The 20,246-nt window shown below is 35.8% G+C and carries 17 protein-coding genes; 2 read left to right on the top strand and 15 right to left on the bottom strand.

The features are described from left to right. Nucleotides 1-7: 7 nt before the first annotated feature. The 6 genes from ccoG to ACZ5CF_RS04645 form a co-directional block, all read right to left on the bottom strand. Nucleotides 8-1,426 (bottom strand): cytochrome c oxidase accessory protein CcoG, encoded by a 1,419-nt coding sequence (ccoG, locus tag ACZ5CF_RS04670; protein ID WP_464580684.1) that lies wholly within the window; start codon nucleotides 1,424-1,426, stop codon nucleotides 8-10. Between the two features lie 25 nt (nucleotides 1,427-1,451). Continuing rightward, the gene (locus ACZ5CF_RS04665; protein WP_464580683.1) at nucleotides 1,452-2,333 is read right to left on the bottom strand and encodes a cbb3-type cytochrome c oxidase N-terminal domain-containing protein; all 882 of its coding nucleotides are present in this window, start codon (nucleotides 2,331-2,333) and stop codon (nucleotides 1,452-1,454) included. Then, complete coding sequence (locus ACZ5CF_RS04660) at nucleotides 2,330-2,518, bottom strand: CcoQ/FixQ family Cbb3-type cytochrome c oxidase assembly chaperone (protein WP_464580682.1); 189 nt, start codon at nucleotides 2,516-2,518, stop codon at nucleotides 2,330-2,332. Before ACZ5CF_RS04660 ends, ACZ5CF_RS04665 begins: the two co-directional genes overlap by 4 nt. Nucleotides 2,519-2,524: 6 nt before the next feature. Further along, nucleotides 2,525-4,714, bottom strand: a complete 2,190-nt coding sequence (ccoN, locus tag ACZ5CF_RS04655) for a cytochrome-c oxidase, cbb3-type subunit I (RefSeq protein ID WP_464580681.1) — start codon at nucleotides 4,712-4,714, stop codon at nucleotides 2,525-2,527. A 2-nt stretch (nucleotides 4,715-4,716) separates the two neighbouring features. Continuing rightward, the gene (gene ccoS / locus ACZ5CF_RS04650; RefSeq protein WP_464580680.1) at nucleotides 4,717-4,902 is read right to left on the bottom strand and encodes a cbb3-type cytochrome oxidase assembly protein CcoS; all 186 of its coding nucleotides are present in this window, start codon (nucleotides 4,900-4,902) and stop codon (nucleotides 4,717-4,719) included. A gap of 71 nt (nucleotides 4,903-4,973) precedes the next feature. After that, nucleotides 4,974-7,349 carry a heavy metal translocating P-type ATPase gene (locus ACZ5CF_RS04645; RefSeq protein ID WP_464580679.1) on the bottom strand — a complete coding sequence of 792 codons (2,376 nt, stop codon included), beginning with the start codon at nucleotides 7,347-7,349 and terminating at the stop codon, nucleotides 4,974-4,976. 100 nt (nucleotides 7,350-7,449) lie between these two features. On the opposite strand from ACZ5CF_RS04645, the gene ACZ5CF_RS04640 reads away from it, so the two are divergent. Next, nucleotides 7,450-8,133: a Crp/Fnr family transcriptional regulator gene (locus tag ACZ5CF_RS04640; protein ID WP_464580678.1), complete on the top strand. Its 684-nt coding sequence runs from the start codon at nucleotides 7,450-7,452 to the stop codon at nucleotides 8,131-8,133. Nucleotides 8,134-8,136: 3 nt separating this feature from the next. Here ACZ5CF_RS04640 and ACZ5CF_RS04635 read toward each other — a convergent pair whose 3' ends face one another. After that, entirely contained in the window at nucleotides 8,137-8,316 is a 180-nt protein-coding gene (locus ACZ5CF_RS04635; RefSeq protein WP_464580677.1) for a CPXCG motif-containing cysteine-rich protein, read from the bottom strand. Between the two features lie 4 nt (nucleotides 8,317-8,320). After that, nucleotides 8,321-10,237: an ABC-F family ATP-binding cassette domain-containing protein gene (locus tag ACZ5CF_RS04630; RefSeq protein ID WP_464580676.1), complete on the bottom strand. Its 1,917-nt coding sequence runs from the start codon at nucleotides 10,235-10,237 to the stop codon at nucleotides 8,321-8,323. Nucleotides 10,238-10,301: 64 nt separating this feature from the next. Between ACZ5CF_RS04630 and ACZ5CF_RS04625 the strand changes: the two genes are divergently transcribed. Further along, on the top strand, nucleotides 10,302-10,700 hold the full coding sequence (locus ACZ5CF_RS04625; protein WP_464580675.1) for a DUF983 domain-containing protein: 399 nt from the start codon (nucleotides 10,302-10,304) through the stop codon (nucleotides 10,698-10,700). Here the strand turns inward: ACZ5CF_RS04625 and ACZ5CF_RS04620 are convergent. The 7 genes from ACZ5CF_RS04620 to topA all read right to left on the bottom strand — a co-directional run bounded on the left by ACZ5CF_RS04620 (nucleotide 10,693) and on the right by topA (nucleotide 20,165). After that, nucleotides 10,693-11,739 carry an NAD(P)/FAD-dependent oxidoreductase gene (locus tag ACZ5CF_RS04620; protein WP_464580674.1) on the bottom strand — a complete coding sequence of 349 codons (1,047 nt, stop codon included), beginning with the start codon at nucleotides 11,737-11,739 and terminating at the stop codon, nucleotides 10,693-10,695. The two genes, ACZ5CF_RS04625 and ACZ5CF_RS04620, sit on opposite strands and share 8 nt — an antisense overlap. Before the next feature lie 81 nt (nucleotides 11,740-11,820). Next, nucleotides 11,821-12,711 (bottom strand): type IX secretion system ring subunit PorN/GldN, encoded by an 891-nt coding sequence (porN, locus tag ACZ5CF_RS04615; protein ID WP_464580673.1) that lies wholly within the window; start codon nucleotides 12,709-12,711, stop codon nucleotides 11,821-11,823. 24 nt (nucleotides 12,712-12,735) lie between these two features. Further along, nucleotides 12,736-14,307, bottom strand: a complete 1,572-nt coding sequence (gene porM, locus ACZ5CF_RS04610; RefSeq protein WP_464580672.1) for a type IX secretion system motor protein PorM/GldM — start codon at nucleotides 14,305-14,307, stop codon at nucleotides 12,736-12,738. A 44-nt stretch (nucleotides 14,308-14,351) separates the two neighbouring features. Then, on the bottom strand, nucleotides 14,352-15,002 hold the full coding sequence (gene porL, locus ACZ5CF_RS04605) for a type IX secretion system motor protein PorL/GldL (RefSeq protein WP_464580671.1): 651 nt from the start codon (nucleotides 15,000-15,002) through the stop codon (nucleotides 14,352-14,354). A gap of 46 nt (nucleotides 15,003-15,048) precedes the next feature. After that, complete coding sequence (porK, locus tag ACZ5CF_RS04600; RefSeq protein ID WP_464580670.1) at nucleotides 15,049-16,404, bottom strand: T9SS ring complex lipoprotein PorK/GldK; 1,356 nt, start codon at nucleotides 16,402-16,404, stop codon at nucleotides 15,049-15,051. 138 nt (nucleotides 16,405-16,542) lie between these two features. Further along, nucleotides 16,543-17,697, bottom strand: coding sequence for a formimidoylglutamase (locus ACZ5CF_RS04595; RefSeq protein WP_464580669.1), 1,155 nt, complete (start codon nucleotides 17,695-17,697; stop codon nucleotides 16,543-16,545). Continuing rightward, nucleotides 17,697-20,165 carry a type I DNA topoisomerase gene (gene topA / locus ACZ5CF_RS04590; RefSeq protein ID WP_464580668.1) on the bottom strand — a complete coding sequence of 823 codons (2,469 nt, stop codon included), beginning with the start codon at nucleotides 20,163-20,165 and terminating at the stop codon, nucleotides 17,697-17,699. Before topA ends, ACZ5CF_RS04595 begins: the two co-directional genes overlap by 1 nt. Nucleotides 20,166-20,246: the final 81 nt, after the last annotated feature.

Here is a 20,246-nt window from a genome sequence, read left to right as displayed (position 1 = left end):
CTTTAATTTATCTGTAACTACGTGGCCCTAAAAAGGTTGTTGTAGTTGTTTCTATTAGTTCGTCTCCACTAAAAACTCCAATTTTTAGTTTCGTTTTTTCATCATCTAAATCTGTTTGGTCTATTTCTATAAACAGTGTGCCTTCTGCCAAACCTTGTCTTGGCACTACAAAGTTTGTATGAGTTACCAGTTTTATTTCTCCTGTATGAGACAGTAATTTAAAAGACACATCATCTATTTCTTTGGTTGTTTTATTAACCACCTTGTAGGTATAAACATTGCTTAGTAATGTTTCTCCTTTGTGTTGATAGAGTTGTCCCGGTAATCGTAAAATAGTTGCTTCTACACCATTACGCAAAAAGAGCATTCCAACTAAAACTCCTATTAAAATTGCTAGTACCGCCACATAGCCTTTCATTCTGGCTGTAAACTTAAACGGAACCTTTTTCTCTATGTTCTCTTCGCTGGCATACCGTATTAATCCTTTTGGCAGCCCTACTTTTTGCATTATATGATTACACTCATCTATACAAGCTGTGCAGTTTACACATTCTAATTGCGTGCCGTTTCTAATATCTATTCCTGTTGGGCAAACGTGTACGCACTGAAAACAATCTATACAATCACCATAACCAAGTTTAGCTCTATCTTCTCCTTTTCTAAACTTTTTTCTGCCTTTTTCTCTTTCTCCACGTTTATGATCGTAAGCAACAACTATAGATTTTGTGTCTAGCAGCACGCCTTGCAAACGGCCATACGGACAAGCTATTACACATACTTGTTCTCTAAACCAGGCAAAAATAAAGTAAAAAACACCTGTAAAAATCAGTAATGATACTAATGTACTTAAATGTTTTTCCGGGCCCTCTACAATGTATTTTATTAAGGTATCGCTACCAATTAAATAGGCCAAAAAAACATTGGCTATTAAAAACGATATGATAAAGAAGATGGTCCACTTAGTTAATCGTTTTTTTATTTTTTGAGCATTCCAGGGTTGTTTACTTAAACGCATTTGTGCCCCTCTATCTCCTTCAATCCAATACTCAATTCGTCTAAAAACCATTTCCATGAAAATGGTTTGAGGGCAAATCCATCCACAAAAAATTCTTCCAAATGCAACTGTAAAAAGTGTTATAAACACCACCCCTATAATCATAGAAATCACAAATAGGTGAAAATCTTGCGGCCAAAACGGAAATCCGAAAATATTAAAACGTCTTTCTATTACATTAAACAGTAAAAACTGATTTCCGTTTACCTTAATAAAGGGCGATGCAAACAAAAACAACAACAAAATATAGCTAACCCATTTTCTGTAAGTGTAAAATTTACCGCTCGGTTTTTTAGGGTAAACCCATGCGCGTTTACCCTGTTTATTAACCGTGCTTATTGAGTCTCTAAATTGTTCGTTGTTTGTTGTCATTTGGGGTTAATGCTACTTATTTTTATTAATTACTCTCTTCATCAACCCAAATATCTCCTTCGGGATCTTTAGGATTTGCAGGTGTTGTGCCTTGCATAGAGAGTACATAACTTGCTACTTGTTGTATCTCTGAAGGTTTTAAGATAGTTTTCCAGGCAACCATACCTTTACCGTCTCTACCTCCTTCAGAAATAGTTTTAAATACATTTTTAATTCCTCCGCCTAAAATCCAGTACTCATCTGTTAAATTAGGACCAATACCTCCGCCTCCATCTGCTTGATGGCAAGCCACACAATTAGTGTTAAAGATAGTTTTTCCTTTTGCCAAATCTGAAGCCTCTGTTAGCAGCGTTACTGTGTTTACATCTACTAAATCTTTAGCTGTGCGTTTATACTCTTCTATTTCTATTTTAGCTCTTGCTACTTCTTTTTCGTATTCTGTTGCCTGATCGTCTGCTCCAAGAACATGGTATCTAACTAAATATACAGCAGCAAAAACTATGGTTATATAAAACCCATACAACCACCATGGCGGTAATGCATTATCAAGTTCTTTAATACCGTCGTAATTATGGTCTAAAATAATTTCTCCTTCTTCTTCAATTGGTTTAGACTTGGTAAGTTTTTTATACAGCTTTTTGTACCAAGCATTTTGTAAACGCTTGGCTTTTTTTGCTTCGTAAGCTGCTTTTTGCTCGGGAGTCATCATTTTATCTGCTAACCCTTGCATAGCACCTACCATGATCTCTATTGCTGCCAAAGTAATGGTGAAGAGTACTAAGAAAATTAATACCTCCGGATACACCATAAATGCTGGCTTATTCCCGGAATCTATAAAGTACTCTGCTGCCATAAATACAATGGCAACAATAGCTACTACTCGTAAATATGATGAAAAACTTTTCATGATTCAGAATTGTTTTGTTGGTTATCTAATGGGAGTTCACTTACCTGCTGTATGTAATCTTTTTTAGCTGTTAAAACCCACCAAAAAAGACCAACAAAAAACAGGAAGAATATACTTAGTGATATAATTGGGTAGATTTCTACGCCATCTATTGTTGCCATATGATCTTTTACAAATTTTAACATAGCTTACTACTTTAATGCGGTTTCATCTTTAACTTTTATATCTGTACCTAAACGCTGTAAATAAGCTATTAGGGCTACAATTTCTCTATCTTTCATCTCTACAAACGCTTCTCCTTTTTCTAGGGCAGCTTTCTTTTGCGCTTCGTAATTTTTTGCAAAATCAGGATCGTTGTAAAGATTTTGTTCTATTTGCTTTGCTTGCTCTTCTATATGAGCACGTGCATTTGCAATATCTTCTTCTGTATAAGGAACACCAAGTTTAACCATGGCTCTCATTTTAGCCTCAATATCAGACTTATCTAACTCATTATGTATTAACCATTGGTAAGCAGGCATTATACTTCCCGGTGATGTACTTTGCGGATCATACATATGATTTAAATGCCAGTTATCTGAATATTTACCTCCAACTCTCATTAAATCAGGTCCTGTACGTTTGCTTCCCCACAAAAAGGGGTGATCATATACAAACTCTCCTGCTTTAGAATACTCTCCGTAGCGTTCTACCTCGCTCCTAAAAGGTCTAATCATTTGAGAGTGACAAGACACACAACCTTCTCTAATGTATAAATCTCTACCTTCTAACTCTAAAGGTGTATATGGTTTAACACTGCTAATAGTTGGTATATTAGATTTCACCAAAATAGTTGGTACTATTTGCACTATACCTCCTATTAAAATTGCTATGGTTGCTAATATGGTTAACTGAACCGGCTTACGCTCTAACCAAGTATGAAACTTTTCTCCGGCTAAACGCCCTTTACTTACTCTTGTTAATGCAGGCGCTTCGGCAAGCTCATCCGTTACTTTACTACCGCTTCTAATGGTTTTAATGGTATTGTAAACACCCACTAAAACACCTATTACATAAAGTGTACCTCCAATAGCACGCATCCAGTACATTGGTACAATTTGCGTAACTGTTTCTAAGAAGTTACCATAAACAAGTGTCCCGTCTGGGTTAAACTGCTTCCACATAGAAGCTTGTGTAAAGCCCGCTACATACATTGGTAGTGCGTAAAGAATAATACCTAACGTACCAATCCAAAAATGAAAATTAGCAAGGGATACAGAGTGTAATTTGGTTTTAAACATTCTTGGCACTAAGTAATACAACATACCAAATGTTAAAAACCCGTTCCAAGCTAACGCTCCCACATGAACGTGTGCAATAATCCAATCTGTAAAGTGCCCAATAGCATTTACGTTTTTTAATGATAGCATAGGGCCTTCAAAAGTTGCCATACCATATCCTGTAATGGCTACAACCATGAATTTTAAAACCGGATCGGTTCTAACTTTATCCCATGCTCCTCTTAGTGTTAATAATCCGTTTATCATACCTCCCCAAGACGGAGCAATAAGCATAACAGAAAATACTACACCTAAATTTTGAGCCCAATCCGGCAATGCTGTATATAATAAGTGATGCGGACCAGCCCATATATATATAAATATTAATGACCAGAAGTGAACAATAGACAACCTGTATGAATACACCGGTCTATTGGCTGCCTTCGGTACAAAGTAGTACATTAATCCTAAAAACGGTGTGGTTAAAAAGAATGCTACCGCATTATGCCCGTACCACCATTGTACTAATGCATCTTGCACACCGGCATAAACAGAGTAGCTTTTTAAAGCACTAACCGGAAGCTCTAAACTGTTAAATATGTGTAGTACAGCTACTGTTACAAAAGTGGCAATGTAAAACCAAACGGCAACATACAAGTGGCGCTGTCTTCTTTTTAAGATAGTACCAATCATGTTTACCCCAAAAGCAACCCATACCAAAGCAATGGCAATGTCTATAGGCCACTCTAACTCTGCGTATTCTTTAGATGTGGTATATCCTAGAGGTAACGTAATTGCTGCAGCTACAATGATTGCTTGCCACCCCCAAAAATTAAAATTACTAAGCCAATCACTATACATTCTTGCTTTAAGCAAGCGCTGTAATGAGTAATATACACCGGCAAAAATGGCATTCCCCACAAATGCAAAAATTACTGCATTGGTGTGTAAGGGTCTAATGCGCCCAAAGCTTAACCACGGAATACCATCGGTTAAATTAGGGTACAAAAACATAAAGGCTAACAGTAAGCCTACAAGCATTCCTACAACACCCCAAAGTAATGTGGCGTACAGAAACTTTTTAACAATTTTGTTGTCGTAGTAAAATTGTTGCACTTCCATAATTATGATTGTTTGTCTTTAGTTTGTTCTGAATCCGTTTGGTTTATTAACTCATCTTCAAAAAGCATTCTAACAGATGGGGTATAGCTATCTTCGTACTGGCCACTTTTTACAGCCGATACGAAAGCAATAAAGAACCCAACTGCTACAACAATACTTATAGTAATTAACATGTAGATGACACTCATACCTATTGAATGTTTACACAAATGTAGTTTGACACAGTCCTGTAAAAAATGACATTTATCATGCTTTGTAATTATTTTAATTTTCTTCCTATTAAATTGGTCATCACAGTAGTAAAAACAACTATTGTAATAGAACTTAAGGGCATTAAAATAGCAGCAATTACAGGTGATAATTTTCCCGTAACAGCAAAATAAAGCCCTACTATGTTGTATAAAAACGATAACACAAAGCTGGCTTTAATAACCTGTACTGCCTTTTTAGAAGCCCATAAATACGAAGCTAAAGAGGTAAGTTTATTAGCATCTAAAATAGCATCGCATGCCGGAGAAAACACGTTTACATTCTCACTCACAGCAACTCCAACATTGCTTTGTTGCAAGGCACCGGCATCATTTAACCCATCTCCCACCATCATTATATTAGCTCCTTCTTTTTGGTGGTATGCTATGTAGTTTAACTTATCGTCGGGTTTTTGGTTAAATAAAATTTTAGCTTTAGTCGGCAGTATTTTTTTTAGGTTTTCTCTTTCGCTTTCATTATCTCCGGAGAGTATTGCTAAATCATACTGTTTTTTTAATGCTTTGAAAAGCTTGGCTATTCCGGGTCTGTATTTATTATAAAAAGTATATTTTCCTTTGTAATTGTTGTTGGCACTTATATGTACTGCCGTTTGCAGTGCTGTTTGCGATGAGGTTTTACCGGTAACAAACTGCTCTGAACCTATTTTTACAGAAGCTCCGTCCTTGGCTGCTTCAATTCCTTTACCGGTATATTCATTAAAATGATTTAAGCTAACAATGTTATGTTCTTTTAACAAACTATACAATTGCCTGCTTAACGGGTGGTTAGAGTTTCGTAAAGAGGAACGCAAAAGCGCTTCTTCTTGTTTAGTTAAAGGCTCTCCGTGGTAGGTTATTGCACTTTCTTGTGATTTTGTTATTGTTCCTGTTTTATCAAATATTACTGTATTTATTTGCGCCAAACGCTCTATAACTTGGGCATTTTTTAAATAGAATTTTTTCTGACCGTATATTCGTAGCATGTTTCCTAACGTAAACGGAGCAGATAATGCCAATGCGCATGGGCACGCAACTATTAAAATAGCCGTTAACACGCCTATAGCCTTAGAGGAATCTGTAAAAATCCAGTAGGTTGTTGCTACAAAAGCTATCAACAACAATGCAATTGTAAAATATTTGCTAACTGCATCTGTAAGTGTTTTAAAACCTTGCGTTTTGTCTTTAGAAAATGTCTTATTGCTCCATAGTTGTGTTAAGTAACTCTGCGATACCGTAGCTATGGCTTCTACTTCTATGGCTCCTTCGCATTGCTTTCCTCCGGCAAACAATTTGTCGCCACTTTGTTTTGTTACCGGTTGCGATTCGCCTGTTACAAAACTGTAATCTATTTTTGCTTTTTCAGAAATTAAAATAGCATCTACCGGCAATAGCTCCTGGTTTCTAATTAAAAGCCTATCGCCCTTTTTAATATCGTAAACCGGAATATTAGTTTCTGATTCATCACTGCTAATTTTAGTAACTCCGATAGGAAAATAACTTTTATAATCTCGCTCAAACGATAAGAAATTATATGTTTTCTGCTGAAAAAACTTCCCTAGTAATAAGAAAAATACAAGTCCGGTTAAACTATCAAAAAAACCTTGGCCGGTGTTTGTAGTAATTTCAAAAACGCTTCTAAAAAACAATACCAATATCCCTAACGCTATAGGAACATCTATATTTAATAATTTAGATTGTAATCCTTTATAAGCCGATATAAAATAATCTTGTGCTGCATAAAAAACAACCGGTACAGACATGGCAAACATAATCCACCTAAAAAAAGGCTTGTACTGGTTTAACCAATACTCATTTACCTCAAAATACTCCGGAAAAGACAACAGCATGACATTGCCAAAAGCAAAACCGGCAACGCCTAATTTGTACAACATGCTTGAGTTTTGCTTTCTTTTAGGCTTAGTATAATCTTCTAAACTTATATAGGGTTCATAACCAATATTGGCTAATAAAATAACAACCTCTTTTAATGTTATTTTAGAAGGGCTATAACAAATTCTGACTGTTTTTTTAGGGAAATTTACTTGAGCACTTGTTATGGCTTTACTTATTTTATTTAAGTTTTCTAAAACCCAAATACACGAGCTACAGTGAATGTGCGGAATGTATAAATTAATAATCTGAACATCGGCATCATTAAACTCCAAAAGCTGCTCTACTACTTTTTGGTTGTCTAAAAAATCAAATTTACCCTCACTTAATTTGGGTCTTGCCCCTGGGCTTTTTTCTAAATCATAATACGAGGTTAAATCGTGTTCAGATAAAATCTGGTAAACCGTTTTACAGCCATTACAGCAAAAGTCTTTACTATCATATACCAATGCTTCGGCTTCACAGAGATTACCACAGTGAAAACAAGTAGAATTCATATTTGCTCAATTACCTGCAGCAAAGGTTATAATACTTAGTTTAAAAAAATATGATATTTATCATACGTTTTGTATTTTAGGCAGAGCAAATTATTTTACCATGAGCAAATGTGAACAGTGCATTGTCAGGCAGTTAAGTTCTTTAAAAGCATTAACTAAAGACGAACTGGTTGCGATGTCTGAATGCAAAACTTCACAAACAGTAAAAAAAGGAACTGTTATTTTTAAAGAAGGAGAATATTTACACGGTGTCTATTGTATAAAACAAGGTGCCTGCAAACTCACAAAATTAAGTCCTAACGGAAAAGAGCAAATTTTAAAATTTATCTCTCGAGGCGATTTACTTGGGCAACGTAGTGTTTTAAGTAACGAAGCCGTTAACCTAACTGCTACTGCCGTAAACGATATGGAGGTTTGTTTTATTCCTAAAGCAGAGATTGTAAATGCTTTAGCTAAAAATGTTAGGTTTTCTAAAGAGATGATAAAAGATGTTTGTGACGATTTAAAAGAAGCTAACGATGCCGTTGTAAATATGGCACAACACAATGTAAAGCAACGTTTAGCAGAAGCACTACTTTATTTATACGATACCTTTGGGATTAATGATGATGGCGTGTTAAACATACAACTCTCTAGAGAAGAAATGGCTAATATGGTTGGTACCGCAACCGAATCTGCCATCAGGCTACTCTCTAGTTTTAAGAAAGAAGGGTTAATTGCTTTTGAAGGCAAAAAAATTAAGCTCTTAGATATTAAAAAATTAGAATATTTAATTAACGAGTAGTAGTTATTGCGCTTTTTTTACATAGGCTGTTTTAAGCTCGTTTTTATGTAGCGTAAAGCTAAATTCTATTGGGTTACAACATACTTGGCAATCTTCTATAAACGTCTGGTTGTTTACAGATGTATCTATATTTATGGTATTTATTTGCCAACAATATGGGCAAATGTATTCATGTAGTAACATAAAATTAAATACTTTCTAACTGCTCTTGTAATTGCTCCCACTCTAACATTAAATTCTCTAACTCTTGTTTTTTGAGTTCATACGATTTAAAAAAATCCGGATTGGCAGAAACCTCATCATAATTGGCCGCTAATTTTGCATCTAACTCTGCAATAACTGTTTCTAAATGGGCTATTTTATTTTCTGTTTTGTTGATTTTATTTTTTATAGCCTTTTTTTCTCGTTGAGCTTCATAAGATAATTTACCACTTGCAACTTGTTTTGTACTGGCTTGTTCTTTTGGTTGTATTTGTTTTTCTATCTCTCTAAAACTCTCAACATTTCTGGTTTCAAGGTAATAATTTACATCGCCTAAATATTCTTTAATACCTTTATTTTTAAACTCGTACACTTTATTGGTTAGTCCTTGCAAAAAATCACGATCGTGAGACACCACAAGTAAAGTTCCTTCAAAGTTTTGCAAAGCCTGTTTAAGCACTTGTTTAGACTTTATATCTAAATGGTTTGTAGGCTCATCCATTACTAAAACATTAAAAGGCTCTAATAGCATTTTGCACAGTGCCAACCTATTACGTTCTCCTCCCGAAAGCACTTTTACTTTTTTAGTTACATCGTCTCCGCTAAACAAAAAACTTCCTAACATATCTCTAACTTTTGCCCTGTTAGAGTCGTTAGCAGCTTCTTCCATTATTTCGAGCAAGGTTTTGTTACCATCTAAATATTCGGCTTGGTTTTGAGCAAAATATCCTATTTTAACATTATGCCCTAATTTTAATTCACCTTCAAAATCTATTTCTCCAACAATAATTTTAGCTAAAGTTGTTTTCCCTTGTCCGTTTTGTCCAACAAATGCTGTTTTACTACCTCTTTCTATAAGCAAGTTAATGTTTTTAAGCACCTGCTTACTACTATAGCTTTTACTTACGTTTTTTGCTTCAATAACAACTTTTCCGGGCTGTACGGCTACCGGAAATTGTAAATTCATTACGGCAGCATCTTCATCATCTACTTCAATCCTATCAATTTTTTCGAGCTTTTTTATTAATGATTGCGCCATTGTAGCTTTAGATGCCTTGGCTCTAAAGCGCTCTATTAATCTCTCTGTTTGCTGTATTTGTTTTTGCTGATTTTTTTGTGCGTTACGTTGCTGTTCACGCATCTCTTCCCTAATAGTAATGTATTTAGAATAAGGCTTATTAAAATCATATAGTTTCCCTAAAGATATCTCTATGGTTCTGTTGGTTACAGTATCTAAAAACCTCTTATCGTGAGAAACTATAACTACTGCGCCTGTGTAAGCTTTTAAAAATTGCTCTAACCAAATTATAGAATCTATATCTAAATGGTTTGTAGGTTCATCTAACAACAACACTTGATTGTCTTGCAATAGCAACTTGGCAAGCTCTATGCGCATTCTCCAACCACCAGAAAAAGTATCGGTTAGTTTATTAAAATCATCACGAGAAAACCCGAGTCCTTGTAAAACTTTTTCGGTTTCACCTACATAATTATAACCTCCTAATACCTCGTATTGATGATTAAGCTCATTGAGTTTTATAATGAGATTATTATAGTTTTCTGTTTCGTAATCTGTTCGGTTAGCTAATTGGTTGTTTATAGCCTCTATTTCTTGCTCAATTTTTTTTATGTTAGAAAATGCTCGGTATGTTTCTTCTAATACGGTCTTTCCGTAGCTAAAATCTATATCTTGCTTTAAAAAACCTACTGACACCTCTTTATCTGTAGAGACTTCTCCCGAATCTGGTTGTTGTTCTCCGGCTAATATTTTTAGTAAAGTAGATTTTCCTGCACCGTTTTTACCTATTAATCCAACCTTATCTCCCGGGTTTAATCTAAATGAAAAATCTTCAAAAAGGGTCTCACCTCCAAATACTACCGATACATTATTTACACTTAACATAAATGTTACTTGAGTTACAAAGTTACTGTATGGTTTGTAGTATATTTGTACAAACTAAATGCAAATGTTAAAAAAAGGAACCAAAATTTACAGCATTTTAACAGGAACTTGCCCTCGTTGCCACCAAGAGCATATGTACACCAGTAAAAATTTATATGCTCCTTCTAACACCTTAAAAATGAATGAGCAGTGCTCTAATTGTGGACTTAAATACAATTTTGAACCTTCATTTTTTTATGGCGCAATGTATGTTAGCTATGCTGTTGGAGTTGCCTTTGCAGTAGCTGCTTTTATAATATCGTATGTTTTTATTGGCGCTACTCTTAAAACTTCTTTTTTTGCTATTGTGGGAACGCTAATAGCTTTTATGCCGGTTATAATGCGATTAAGCAGAAATATTTGGATTAACTTTTTTATAAAGTACGAGCCGCATAAAAAAGATTCTCTAAAAAAAGCTATGTAACAAAACGGGTTATATTTACTTCTTTAGGTATTGGTTTTTGTGCTGTTATACAATTAAATAAAATAGAAGCTGTGTAAGGAGCCAACATTACACCACGCGTACCAAGCCCGTTTAAAACATACATATTTTTATAGTTTTTATGTTGGCCAATTAATGGTCTTCTATCTTTTACAGTAGGTCTTATTCCTGCTTCTTGATTAACAATTTGGTAATTACACGTAATTAGTTTTTTAAGATTATTTTCTAAAAACTCCCTTGCTTGTATTGTTGGCTTGGTAGTTTTATCATCCCAATTGTACGTTGCCCCAACTTTATATAAACCATCACCAAGTGGTATTAAAAACACCGTAGATTTTAATACAAAATCTAAGTTAAGATCGGGTGCTTTAATAGTTAAAAGCTCTCCTTTAGTACCCATTAATGGCAGTTGTTTAAAAAAAGGATTTTTTTTCAGCCCAAAGCCTTCAGAAAAAACAATAGAATCGGCTTTAACCTCATCATACAAAACAGTATTAGATGTTATCTTAAGTTTAGCATAGTTAAAAGCTTCTTTTTTAAAAGCTCCTATCTCTGTTAAATACTCTTTGTAGTCTGATAGTAACTCTAAAGTTTTTAATCTTCCTGTATTAAACAGACTGCCAAAGCCAAGAGGTGCATTAATATAAGGGTTATTGTTTTTAACCAATGTTGTATTTAAATAAGGTTGTATAGAAGGCTTATCGGCTGCTTCAAACCACATATTCTGTTCTTCTATCGATGCAAATTTTCTACATACCCCTAATGGTTGAATATAGTTTTTTTTGAATTTATTCTCTATTTCTCTGTAAAAGGGTAATGCTTCATGTAATTGCTCTGTTGCTTTCCAAGCTAACGTAAATCGTTTTAAAATGACAGGATTATACAACCCTCCGGCAACAACCGATGACCCTCGTTCACTATCCTCATCAAAAACCAAAACTGTTTTACCTGCTGCCAATAATTTATGCGTTATGGCCATACCGGCCAACCCAAATCCCACAACAATTGTGTTTACTTTCATAGCACAAAAATAAAAAAACGCCCAGCTTGGGCGTTTTTTAAATTATTATTTTGAATTGGAAATCTAACTAAACCAGTTGGGTTAATAGCTCCACATATCTTGCTCTCTGTTTCGAATACGCTCTTTTATTTTTTGAGCTTCTAACAATTGGAACAAGGCGTTATCTGTAATGTAATCTTTTATGGCACGATCTCCGTGAACATTATCTTCTTTGTAGATTACTGCATTGAAACGTCTGGAGTTCAACATATGGTCAAACGATAGTGGTTGGGCTGTATTTCTGGGGTTAAACACTTTGGCTTCGTGCAAAATGTCTCGAACTCCCGGAAACCATATCCAAAAAAGCTCAACCATATCAGACTGCTCACTGTCTATAAAGTTAACGTCTGGAGCCACCGGTGCCAAACCTAAGAGTCTGTATTTTAACTCACCTTGACGCTTGTCAAAATACCAGATTCCTTTAATGTGCCAAGCTTCTATATCTGCAGCAGTAAGCTCTCTTCTGTTTATATATTCCGGAGAAACTTGCTCGCCTGCATTAAGCTGCTCATAACCAAGGTCTGTAGTATCTACTCTAACCAAAGTAGCTTCAAGATCGCTTAACTTTCTTTTCTCGGTAAAGTAAGAATCTGCATAGATGTCTTTTATTTTACCGTTTTTGATGTTTTTCATCAGCACATCAAATAATGAGCGTCTGTTAGCTCCAATATCTACAGTATCTATTGGATAATAAAACGGAAAGTTAACGCGTTCGTCTAAATCTATTTTTTCCCAAACAGTCTTAGCCCATAAAATATCTCTGTCGTCTACATAGCCATACGGAAGCGGAGCATCATTATCAGCTATTTTTTGAGCCTCTGTTTTAACTCCAATTTCTTCTGGTCTTTTAGCATTTAAGATATTGGCCTGCGAAAACCCACTAAGGGTTACCACTAAGGCTAGACCGGTTAGTATTTTGTTTTTCCAATTCATAACACAAGTAACTTTATCTATGTTTTAGTTTGTAAGCTCTATAACAACAGGAGACACTTTCTTTAACTTGTAGCTTCTGTTATTGGTAATATAAGCTTCTATATCGAATATTTGAACGGCATCACCACGCTTAGCTCTTTTTAGTGCAGCTTTTGCACGAGCATCTAATTTGTTACCTCTAACTTGTACGGTTGGTTGTCCGGGAACTTTAAACTTAAATCCGCTTATAGCAAGGTTCAAGTCAAAATCAAAATCTTCCAGTAATGCACCAACTGTAGATATCTCTAAGTTAGAACGTGGCATTTTAACCTCACCAAATTCTCCACGAATAGTTCCTGAAGGTCTTGGTATATCTTTAATTCTGAATTGCGATGTAGTTTTAATGGTTTGCCCATCTGGTAACGTACCACTTGCTGTGATATTTACGGTTCTACCTTTTCCTGGGTTCATTACAAACTTGCTCCCCGAAACTCTTTTTAAACCAGGAGCAGATGCACTTACTTTGTTGTCCGGAACTCCAGGAATAGAAATTGTCATTGGGTTGGCAACTCCTCTATAAACTACATTCATTTTATCTGCAGAAATTACTGCAGCATTAGGTTTTGTAATTGTAGCAAATGTTTGCGATACAGGTACTTCTATTGGTTCTCCGTCTTGTAAGAACACTAATTTACCTTCTAATTTATGATCGCCCGGTCTACCGGCATTTACTTTAAGTTTTACCTGCCCACCATCTAGCTCAAAGTCTTTACCTTGCTCTAGTTTTCTACCATCTAAAGTAAGGTGTACTTCGTTTGGCTTTGTGGTTTCGTCTGTACGACCTAATACTATAGCCCCGTCAAAAGTTTCGCCGGCATAATATGCAGACTTAGGTTGTTGTAACAAGGTAGTATAGTTGGTCATAGAAATCTCGCTGGTAAGCTGCCCTTGTAGCATTGCAGATAAAGCATCTTCTTCGGTTGCTTTAATATCTGCTTGCATTTGGGTAATTTTAGTAAGCGATGCTACCAACGGGAATCCTTCAAAATGGTAGTTTAAGTAATCTATTTTTTTACCATCTCTGTTTTTAACTTTACCGTCTTCTCCAGTATTAAATCTGTTGAGTACCGCCTCTTTAGTTTCTTTAAAATCGTCTCCTAAAATTGCAGCAACTTGATCTCTATACTGGGTCATTCTATCCATGAATTCTTGTCCTTCTTTGGAGTAATTATCTCCTTGGAAGAAAATATTGTCTAAATAATCAGACTTATCCATGGTTTCGTAGTCGGTACGTTTATCGGCATCTAGTTTTTCTGTCATCTTATTTTTAAGATTTTCTAGATAAGCATAGTAATCTGCCGATAGTTCTTTTATCTTTTTGGCATCCTCAAATAGAGGTCCAAATTTTTCAGGTTGCTCTGATGCTTTGGTTTCTAAGCCTTTAAAAAACGCTTGGTTATTAGCCGTAGTTTTTTTGTTAGACTCTTCTAACTTCTCGTTCATTAAACCAAAAGCCGTAAGCACCTCTTTACTCATATTTAACGCCAGCATTGCAATGAAAACCAGGTACATTAGGTTAATCATTTTCTGACGTGGTGAAAGTTTTCCGCTTGCCATTATCTTGTGAGGTTTTTTGTTAAGGTAAGTTTTAGTTAAATAAATTACTTCACATTCATAGCAGATAACATTCCACCGTAAACTCCATTTAATGAAGATAGGTTAGAAGCCAAAGACTCCATTTGCTCTTTAAGTTTACCGGCATTATTTGCAACTTCTTCGTTAATGGTTGCTTGACGGCTTGCGCTTTCTAATTGTACTTTGTACAAGCTGTTAAGCGACTCCATTTGAGCAGCAGCTAATGCTAATTCTTCTGAATATTTTTTGGTAGATGTCAGGGCTTCGGCAGTTGGGGTAATGCTTTTGGCAGCACCTTCAAAATTGCGAATGCTGTTTCCTAAGCTTGCCATTAACTCTGAATCTATTTTAGCTTCTTTAAGTAACTCGTCTAATTTTTTAGAAAGTAATCCTTCTGCTTCTTTAGCTTGTTGAGCATCATTCTTTCTTCCTTTACTTTCTCCTCCTGCTAATTCAGGGTAAACTTTTGTCCAGTCTAAATCATCTTCTACCGGTTCAAAAGCACTAATAGCAAAAATTACTGCTTCTGTAATAAGACCAATTGCAAGGAGTAAACCTCCGGTTAGTGGTCCCCACTCCCAGTGAAGAATTTTAAAAAGCGCTCCAATAATTACAATCGAAGCTCCCAGTCCGTAAGCCATGTTAAATAGCTTCTTTGATGATTTTGATTGTGCCATAATAATAAATTTAAGTTAAGTAAATAGTAAGTTTTTTATGTAATAATTAGTTTTGTGTAACATCTGTACCCATATAATCTTGTACAGTTCTAAATCCTATATAGCTTCTCGCTGAATCTTGATATTCATAATCTCTCGTACTTACTTGTAAGAAGTAAGCAACATCTTTCCACGAACCTCCTCTAATAACCTTACGCTTGTTATTATCGTCATTAGCATTAGGGTTCATTGTTGATACGTATTCGTATGATCCCGGATCGTATGAAGAGTTTGTCCACTCAGATACGTTTCCTGCCATATTGTACAAGTTATAATCGTTAGGCTCGTATGATTTTGCTTCTACTGTGTAGAGTGCTTGGTCTGCAGCATAATCACCACGTTGTGGTTTAAAGTTTGCCAAGAAGCATCCTCTATCGCTTAACACATACGGACCACCCCATGGGTATGTTCCAGACTCGATACCACCACGCGCAGCATATTCCCATTCTGCCTCTGTTGGCAATCTAAATTGGTTAACGTGTTGTTTACCTCTGCTTCTTTGATAGTCATTTTTATACTTGGTTCTCCAAGCACAAAATGCTTTAGCTTGTTTCCAAGATACTCCTACAACAGGATAATCACTATAAGCATCATGCCAGAAATAATCATTATGCATAGGCTCATTGTATGAGTATGCAAAATCTTTTATCCAAACGGTAGTGTCCGGATAAATTTTTATTTCTTCAGTTTTAATGAAGTCTCTTCTTTTTCCTTTTTTTGCTCTGGCTGCTGCCTGAATATCCATCCAGGTGTATTTAAAAATTAATTTATCTACATCTATGGTACGTTGCCCATTATATGATTCTTCTAATGGTATGTACATAGAGTCCATTACCTCTGCGTAATATTCATCCGGGTAATCTCTAGTGTCCCAAATTAAATCTACATCTTTATTTAAAGCTCTCCCCTCATAACCGGTTTCGCCAAATCCGGTGTAGTTTTCTAACATATACTTTTCGTAAACAGAAAGGTTTGCTGTATCTGCATCTTTAAATGCAAATTCACCAATACCGCCATCGTCTGGAGTCATTCCAAGCTCATCGGCTAAAATTGCCAGGCGTGTTCTAACTACAGAATCTTTTACCCACTCTACAAATTGACGGTACTCACTATTTGTGATTTCTGTCTCGTCCATATAAAACGATCGTACCGTAACTGTTTTTGTGGGGGCATTTAGCACTTGGGCCATATCTTGTTCTGATTTCCCCATAATAAATGCACCTCCGGGTATTAAAGTCATACCATAAGGTTTTTCGGGGAACCATTTTTTTCCTCTTACACCAACAAGTTCTCCTTTGTCTTTAGAACCACAGCTTGTTAAAAGTATTACGAGGGCTACAGATGAAAACAACAGCTTTCTCATACGTTAGGTTAAATTTAGGTTATAGCTTTAAAGCTTACTATCATAATTTGTGTTTGTGAAAAACTACATTTAGCACAAATTATTGTGTAGGGCAGCTTTAATTTTTTAAAAAATTGTGTTATTTATTTTAATGAACTTTTAGTTCAAGCTTTTTTTATAAGCTTTCCACCATCTGTTAGGAATAATTTGGTTGCACGCATCCAAATAATCCTTATGGCTGCAAGGTAATAACGCAAGGGAATTTATTTTATTATGTGAAGTAAGCATTGATGGTATTTCTATCCACCAACGTTCTGTTTTATTGCTCTTGTAAAAATGTAGTTCTTCTTCTTCTACCGGAACAATATATTTTGTGAGATTTTCTTTTGTAGCAAAAGGGTATTCATTAGCTCTAAAGTTATATCCTTCTATAAAATACCAAAGTATTTGAGCTGTTAATTGCGATGTAGGTAAAGCATTTAACAACTCGAAAATTCCAAAAACAGAAACTTTATCGCTTATACCGGCGTACCTGGCAATTGCACAAATTTCTCTGCTATCAAAACCGTTAGGCTGTGATTGAAGAGGGTTGCCCAGGTCTGCCCCTTTAACCGATCTGATATCTATACTAACAATATCTGCATCGCGTAAAACGGGTTCTGCCAGGGTAATATCGTCTATGAGTTCTCCTAACCTGTACGCCTCAAAAAATAAACGCTCCATGAGGTCTATTTCTTCTTGTGCATTATAGTAGGTTTGGTAACCAAGGTTGCTAAAATTAAATAAGTTGTTTGGGGGGTTGGTTATAATTTTACTCATATAAGAGTTAGACGATATGAGCTCATCGGCTTCACCAAAATCAAACTTGTAATCTACTGCTACCAAATTAACCATTTGCTCAAGCGTATCGAACGCACGATAAGCAGCATAGGTAATATCTTGACCGCCTCCTATTAAAAGAGGCACAACTTTTTGTTTTACTAAAGATGCTACTAACTCTTTAACCGCAAAATAAGTGTCTTCTACTGTAGCTCCGGGAATAAGATTTCCTAAATCTGCAATAGAGGCATCCCAATTACCTAAAAAAAGTTTGTAAAATTCTAGTCTAACTTGAGCCAAATTTAACGGCTCATGTTCTTTTTGGTATGAGCCTCTAATCTCCGGAATACCAATTAAAGCTATGTTAACTTGCTCTAAATCGGGAAAACTGTTTTGAGTATGTTTACTAATGGATTTGCCTATAGATTGTTTTGGCAGAAGCGCCGTGTGTGCTAAAACTACATCTTCTACTGGCGATAAAAACTCAAAACCCATTATTTCTTTTTGCTTTTGGTGTTAGATTTTTTGTTTTCTAAAAGTGCTTTTACCTCATCTAAAGTTAGTTTAGAGGCATCTACATCTTTGTTAAGTTCTACCTTACTTCTTCCTTTTTTTATAACAGATCTGCCCCATCTTGCCTTTTCTATAACAATGCCTTCTTCGGGCCACTCTTTAATAAGTTTTTCGGCTTCTTTTTTTAATTTATCTTCTATCAGTTCTTTTATATCGTCTTCAGAAAGGTTATCAAAGTCATACTTTTTTCCAACATTAATAAACATGCCGTCCCATTTTATAAAGGGCCCGAACCTACCTTTTCCTTTGGTTACTTCTTTACCTTTATAATTGGCTATAGGCGCATCGGCTTTTTGTTTTTGCTTTATAAGTTCTATAGCCCTTTCTAAGGTAACATCAAAAACGCCCTCTCCCTTAGCCAGCGAAATAAATTGTTTGCCAAACCTTACGTATGGGCCATATCTACCAACATTTACGGCAACTTCTTGCCCTTCGTATTCTCCTAAAATTCTTGGTAGTTTAAATAAATCTAAAGCCTCCTCAAAAGTTAGTGTGTCTATGGATTGATTTGGTAGAAGGCTGGCAAAAACAGGCTTTTCCTCATCTTCGGCTGTACCTAATTGTACCATAGGGCCAAACCTTCCTAAACGAACACTTACTTGTCTTCCTGTTTCCGGGTCTGTTCCTAATATACGCTCTCCGGATTCTCTTTCGGCATTTTCTTGAACGTCTTGAACTTGCGGATGAAAATCATTATAAAACTGCTTCATCATTTCTGTCCAATCTTGATCACCCGAAGCAATATCATCAAAACTCTGCTCTACTTTAGCTGTAAAATTATAGTCTAAAATATTTGAAAAATGATTCACTAAGAAATCATTTACAATCATACCTATATCGGTAGGAACCAGTTTACCTTTATCTGAGCCAACTGTCTCTGTAAGCGTTTTTTGTTTTACATCACTGTTAGTTAGTATAAGTTGAGTGTATTCTCTTTCGGTTCCTTCTACTGTTCCTCGTTGTACATACCCTCTATTTTGAATAGTAGATATTGTTGGCGCATAGGTTGATGGACGGCCAATACCTAACTCTTCTAACTTTTTAACTAAAGAGGCTTCTGTGTACCTGTAAGGTGGTCTGGTAAAACGTTCTGTTGCTGTAATGTAATTTTTAACAACCTGTTCTCCTACAGATAAAGCCGGAAGCATTCCTTCTTCTTCTTCTGTTTCTTCATCGGTTCCTTCTATATAAACCTTTAAAAACCCGTCAAACTTTAAAACTTCGCCATTGGCCGTAAACTTCTGGTTGTGCGTGTTTGCCCCAATAGTTACTTGCGTACGCTCTAATTTAGCATCGGTCATTTGCGATGCAATGGTACGTTTCCAGATTAACTCGTAAAGTCTTGCCTGGTCTCTATCTGCTGCAATACTATGTTTAGAAATATCTGTTGGCCTGATGGCTTCGTGTGCTTCTTGAGCACTTTTATTTTTAGTTGCAAAATTTCGAGGCTTGCTGTATTCTTTACCAAACTCTTTTTCTATTTCGGTTTTAGCAGCATTAATTGCTTCTTGCGATAGGTTTACGCTATCGGTACGCATGTATGTTATTAATCCGGCTTCATACAAGCGCTGGGCTAACGACATGGTTTTGCTTACCGAAAAATATAATTTTCTGGATGCTTCTTGTTGTAATGTTGATGTAGTAAAAGGTGCTGCAGGTGATTTTTTTGCAGGTTTTGTGTCTAACGCTTCAACAGAAAAAACAGCTGATATGTTTTGCTCTAAAAACGCTTTAGCTTCCTCTTTAGAAGCAAATGTTTTATTAAGTTTTGCTTTAAACGATTTACCGTTCTCTGTACTAAATTCTGCAACAACTCTATACGAAGCTTCCGGTACAAATTCTTGAATTTCGCGTTCTCTTTCTACAATTAATCGTACGGCAACCGATTGAACTCTACCGGCAGACAAACCGGTTTTAATTTTTCTCCAAAGTACCGGAGACAGCTCGTACCCCACCAACCTGTCTAAAACCCTTCTGGCTTGTTGGGCATTAACCAAATTATAATCTATGCCTCTAGGGTTTTCTATAGCTTTCTGTATGGCATTTTTAGTAATAGAGTTAAAAACAATTCGCTTGGTTTTGTTCGGATCTAATTTTAAGGTTTCTGCTAAATGCCAGGCAATCGCCTCTCCTTCTCTATCTTCATCACTTGCCAACCAAACCGTATCGGCTTCTTTTGCAAGGTCCTTAAGCTTTTTTACAACTGCTTTTTTGTCTTTATCAACAATATATTTAGGCTTAAAGTCTTTTTCCACATCTACACCAAGCTCTTTGGCAGGCAAATCGGCAATGTGCCCAAAACTAGAAGCCACTTTGTAATCTTTCCCTAAGAACTTTTCTATTGTTTTTGCCTTTGCAGGCGACTCTACTATTACTAAATTCTTTGCCATCTAACTCTTTTTGTTGGTGCAAAAGTATGGTAAAAAAATTTATACCCTCTATAAAAAAGGTTGGCTAACTATGTATTGAAG

The sequence above is a fragment of the Lutaonella thermophila genome (genome assembly GCF_055387725.1).
Note: the sequence above shows the minus strand (reverse complement) of the source record. Positions and strands in the feature narration are given on the sequence as shown.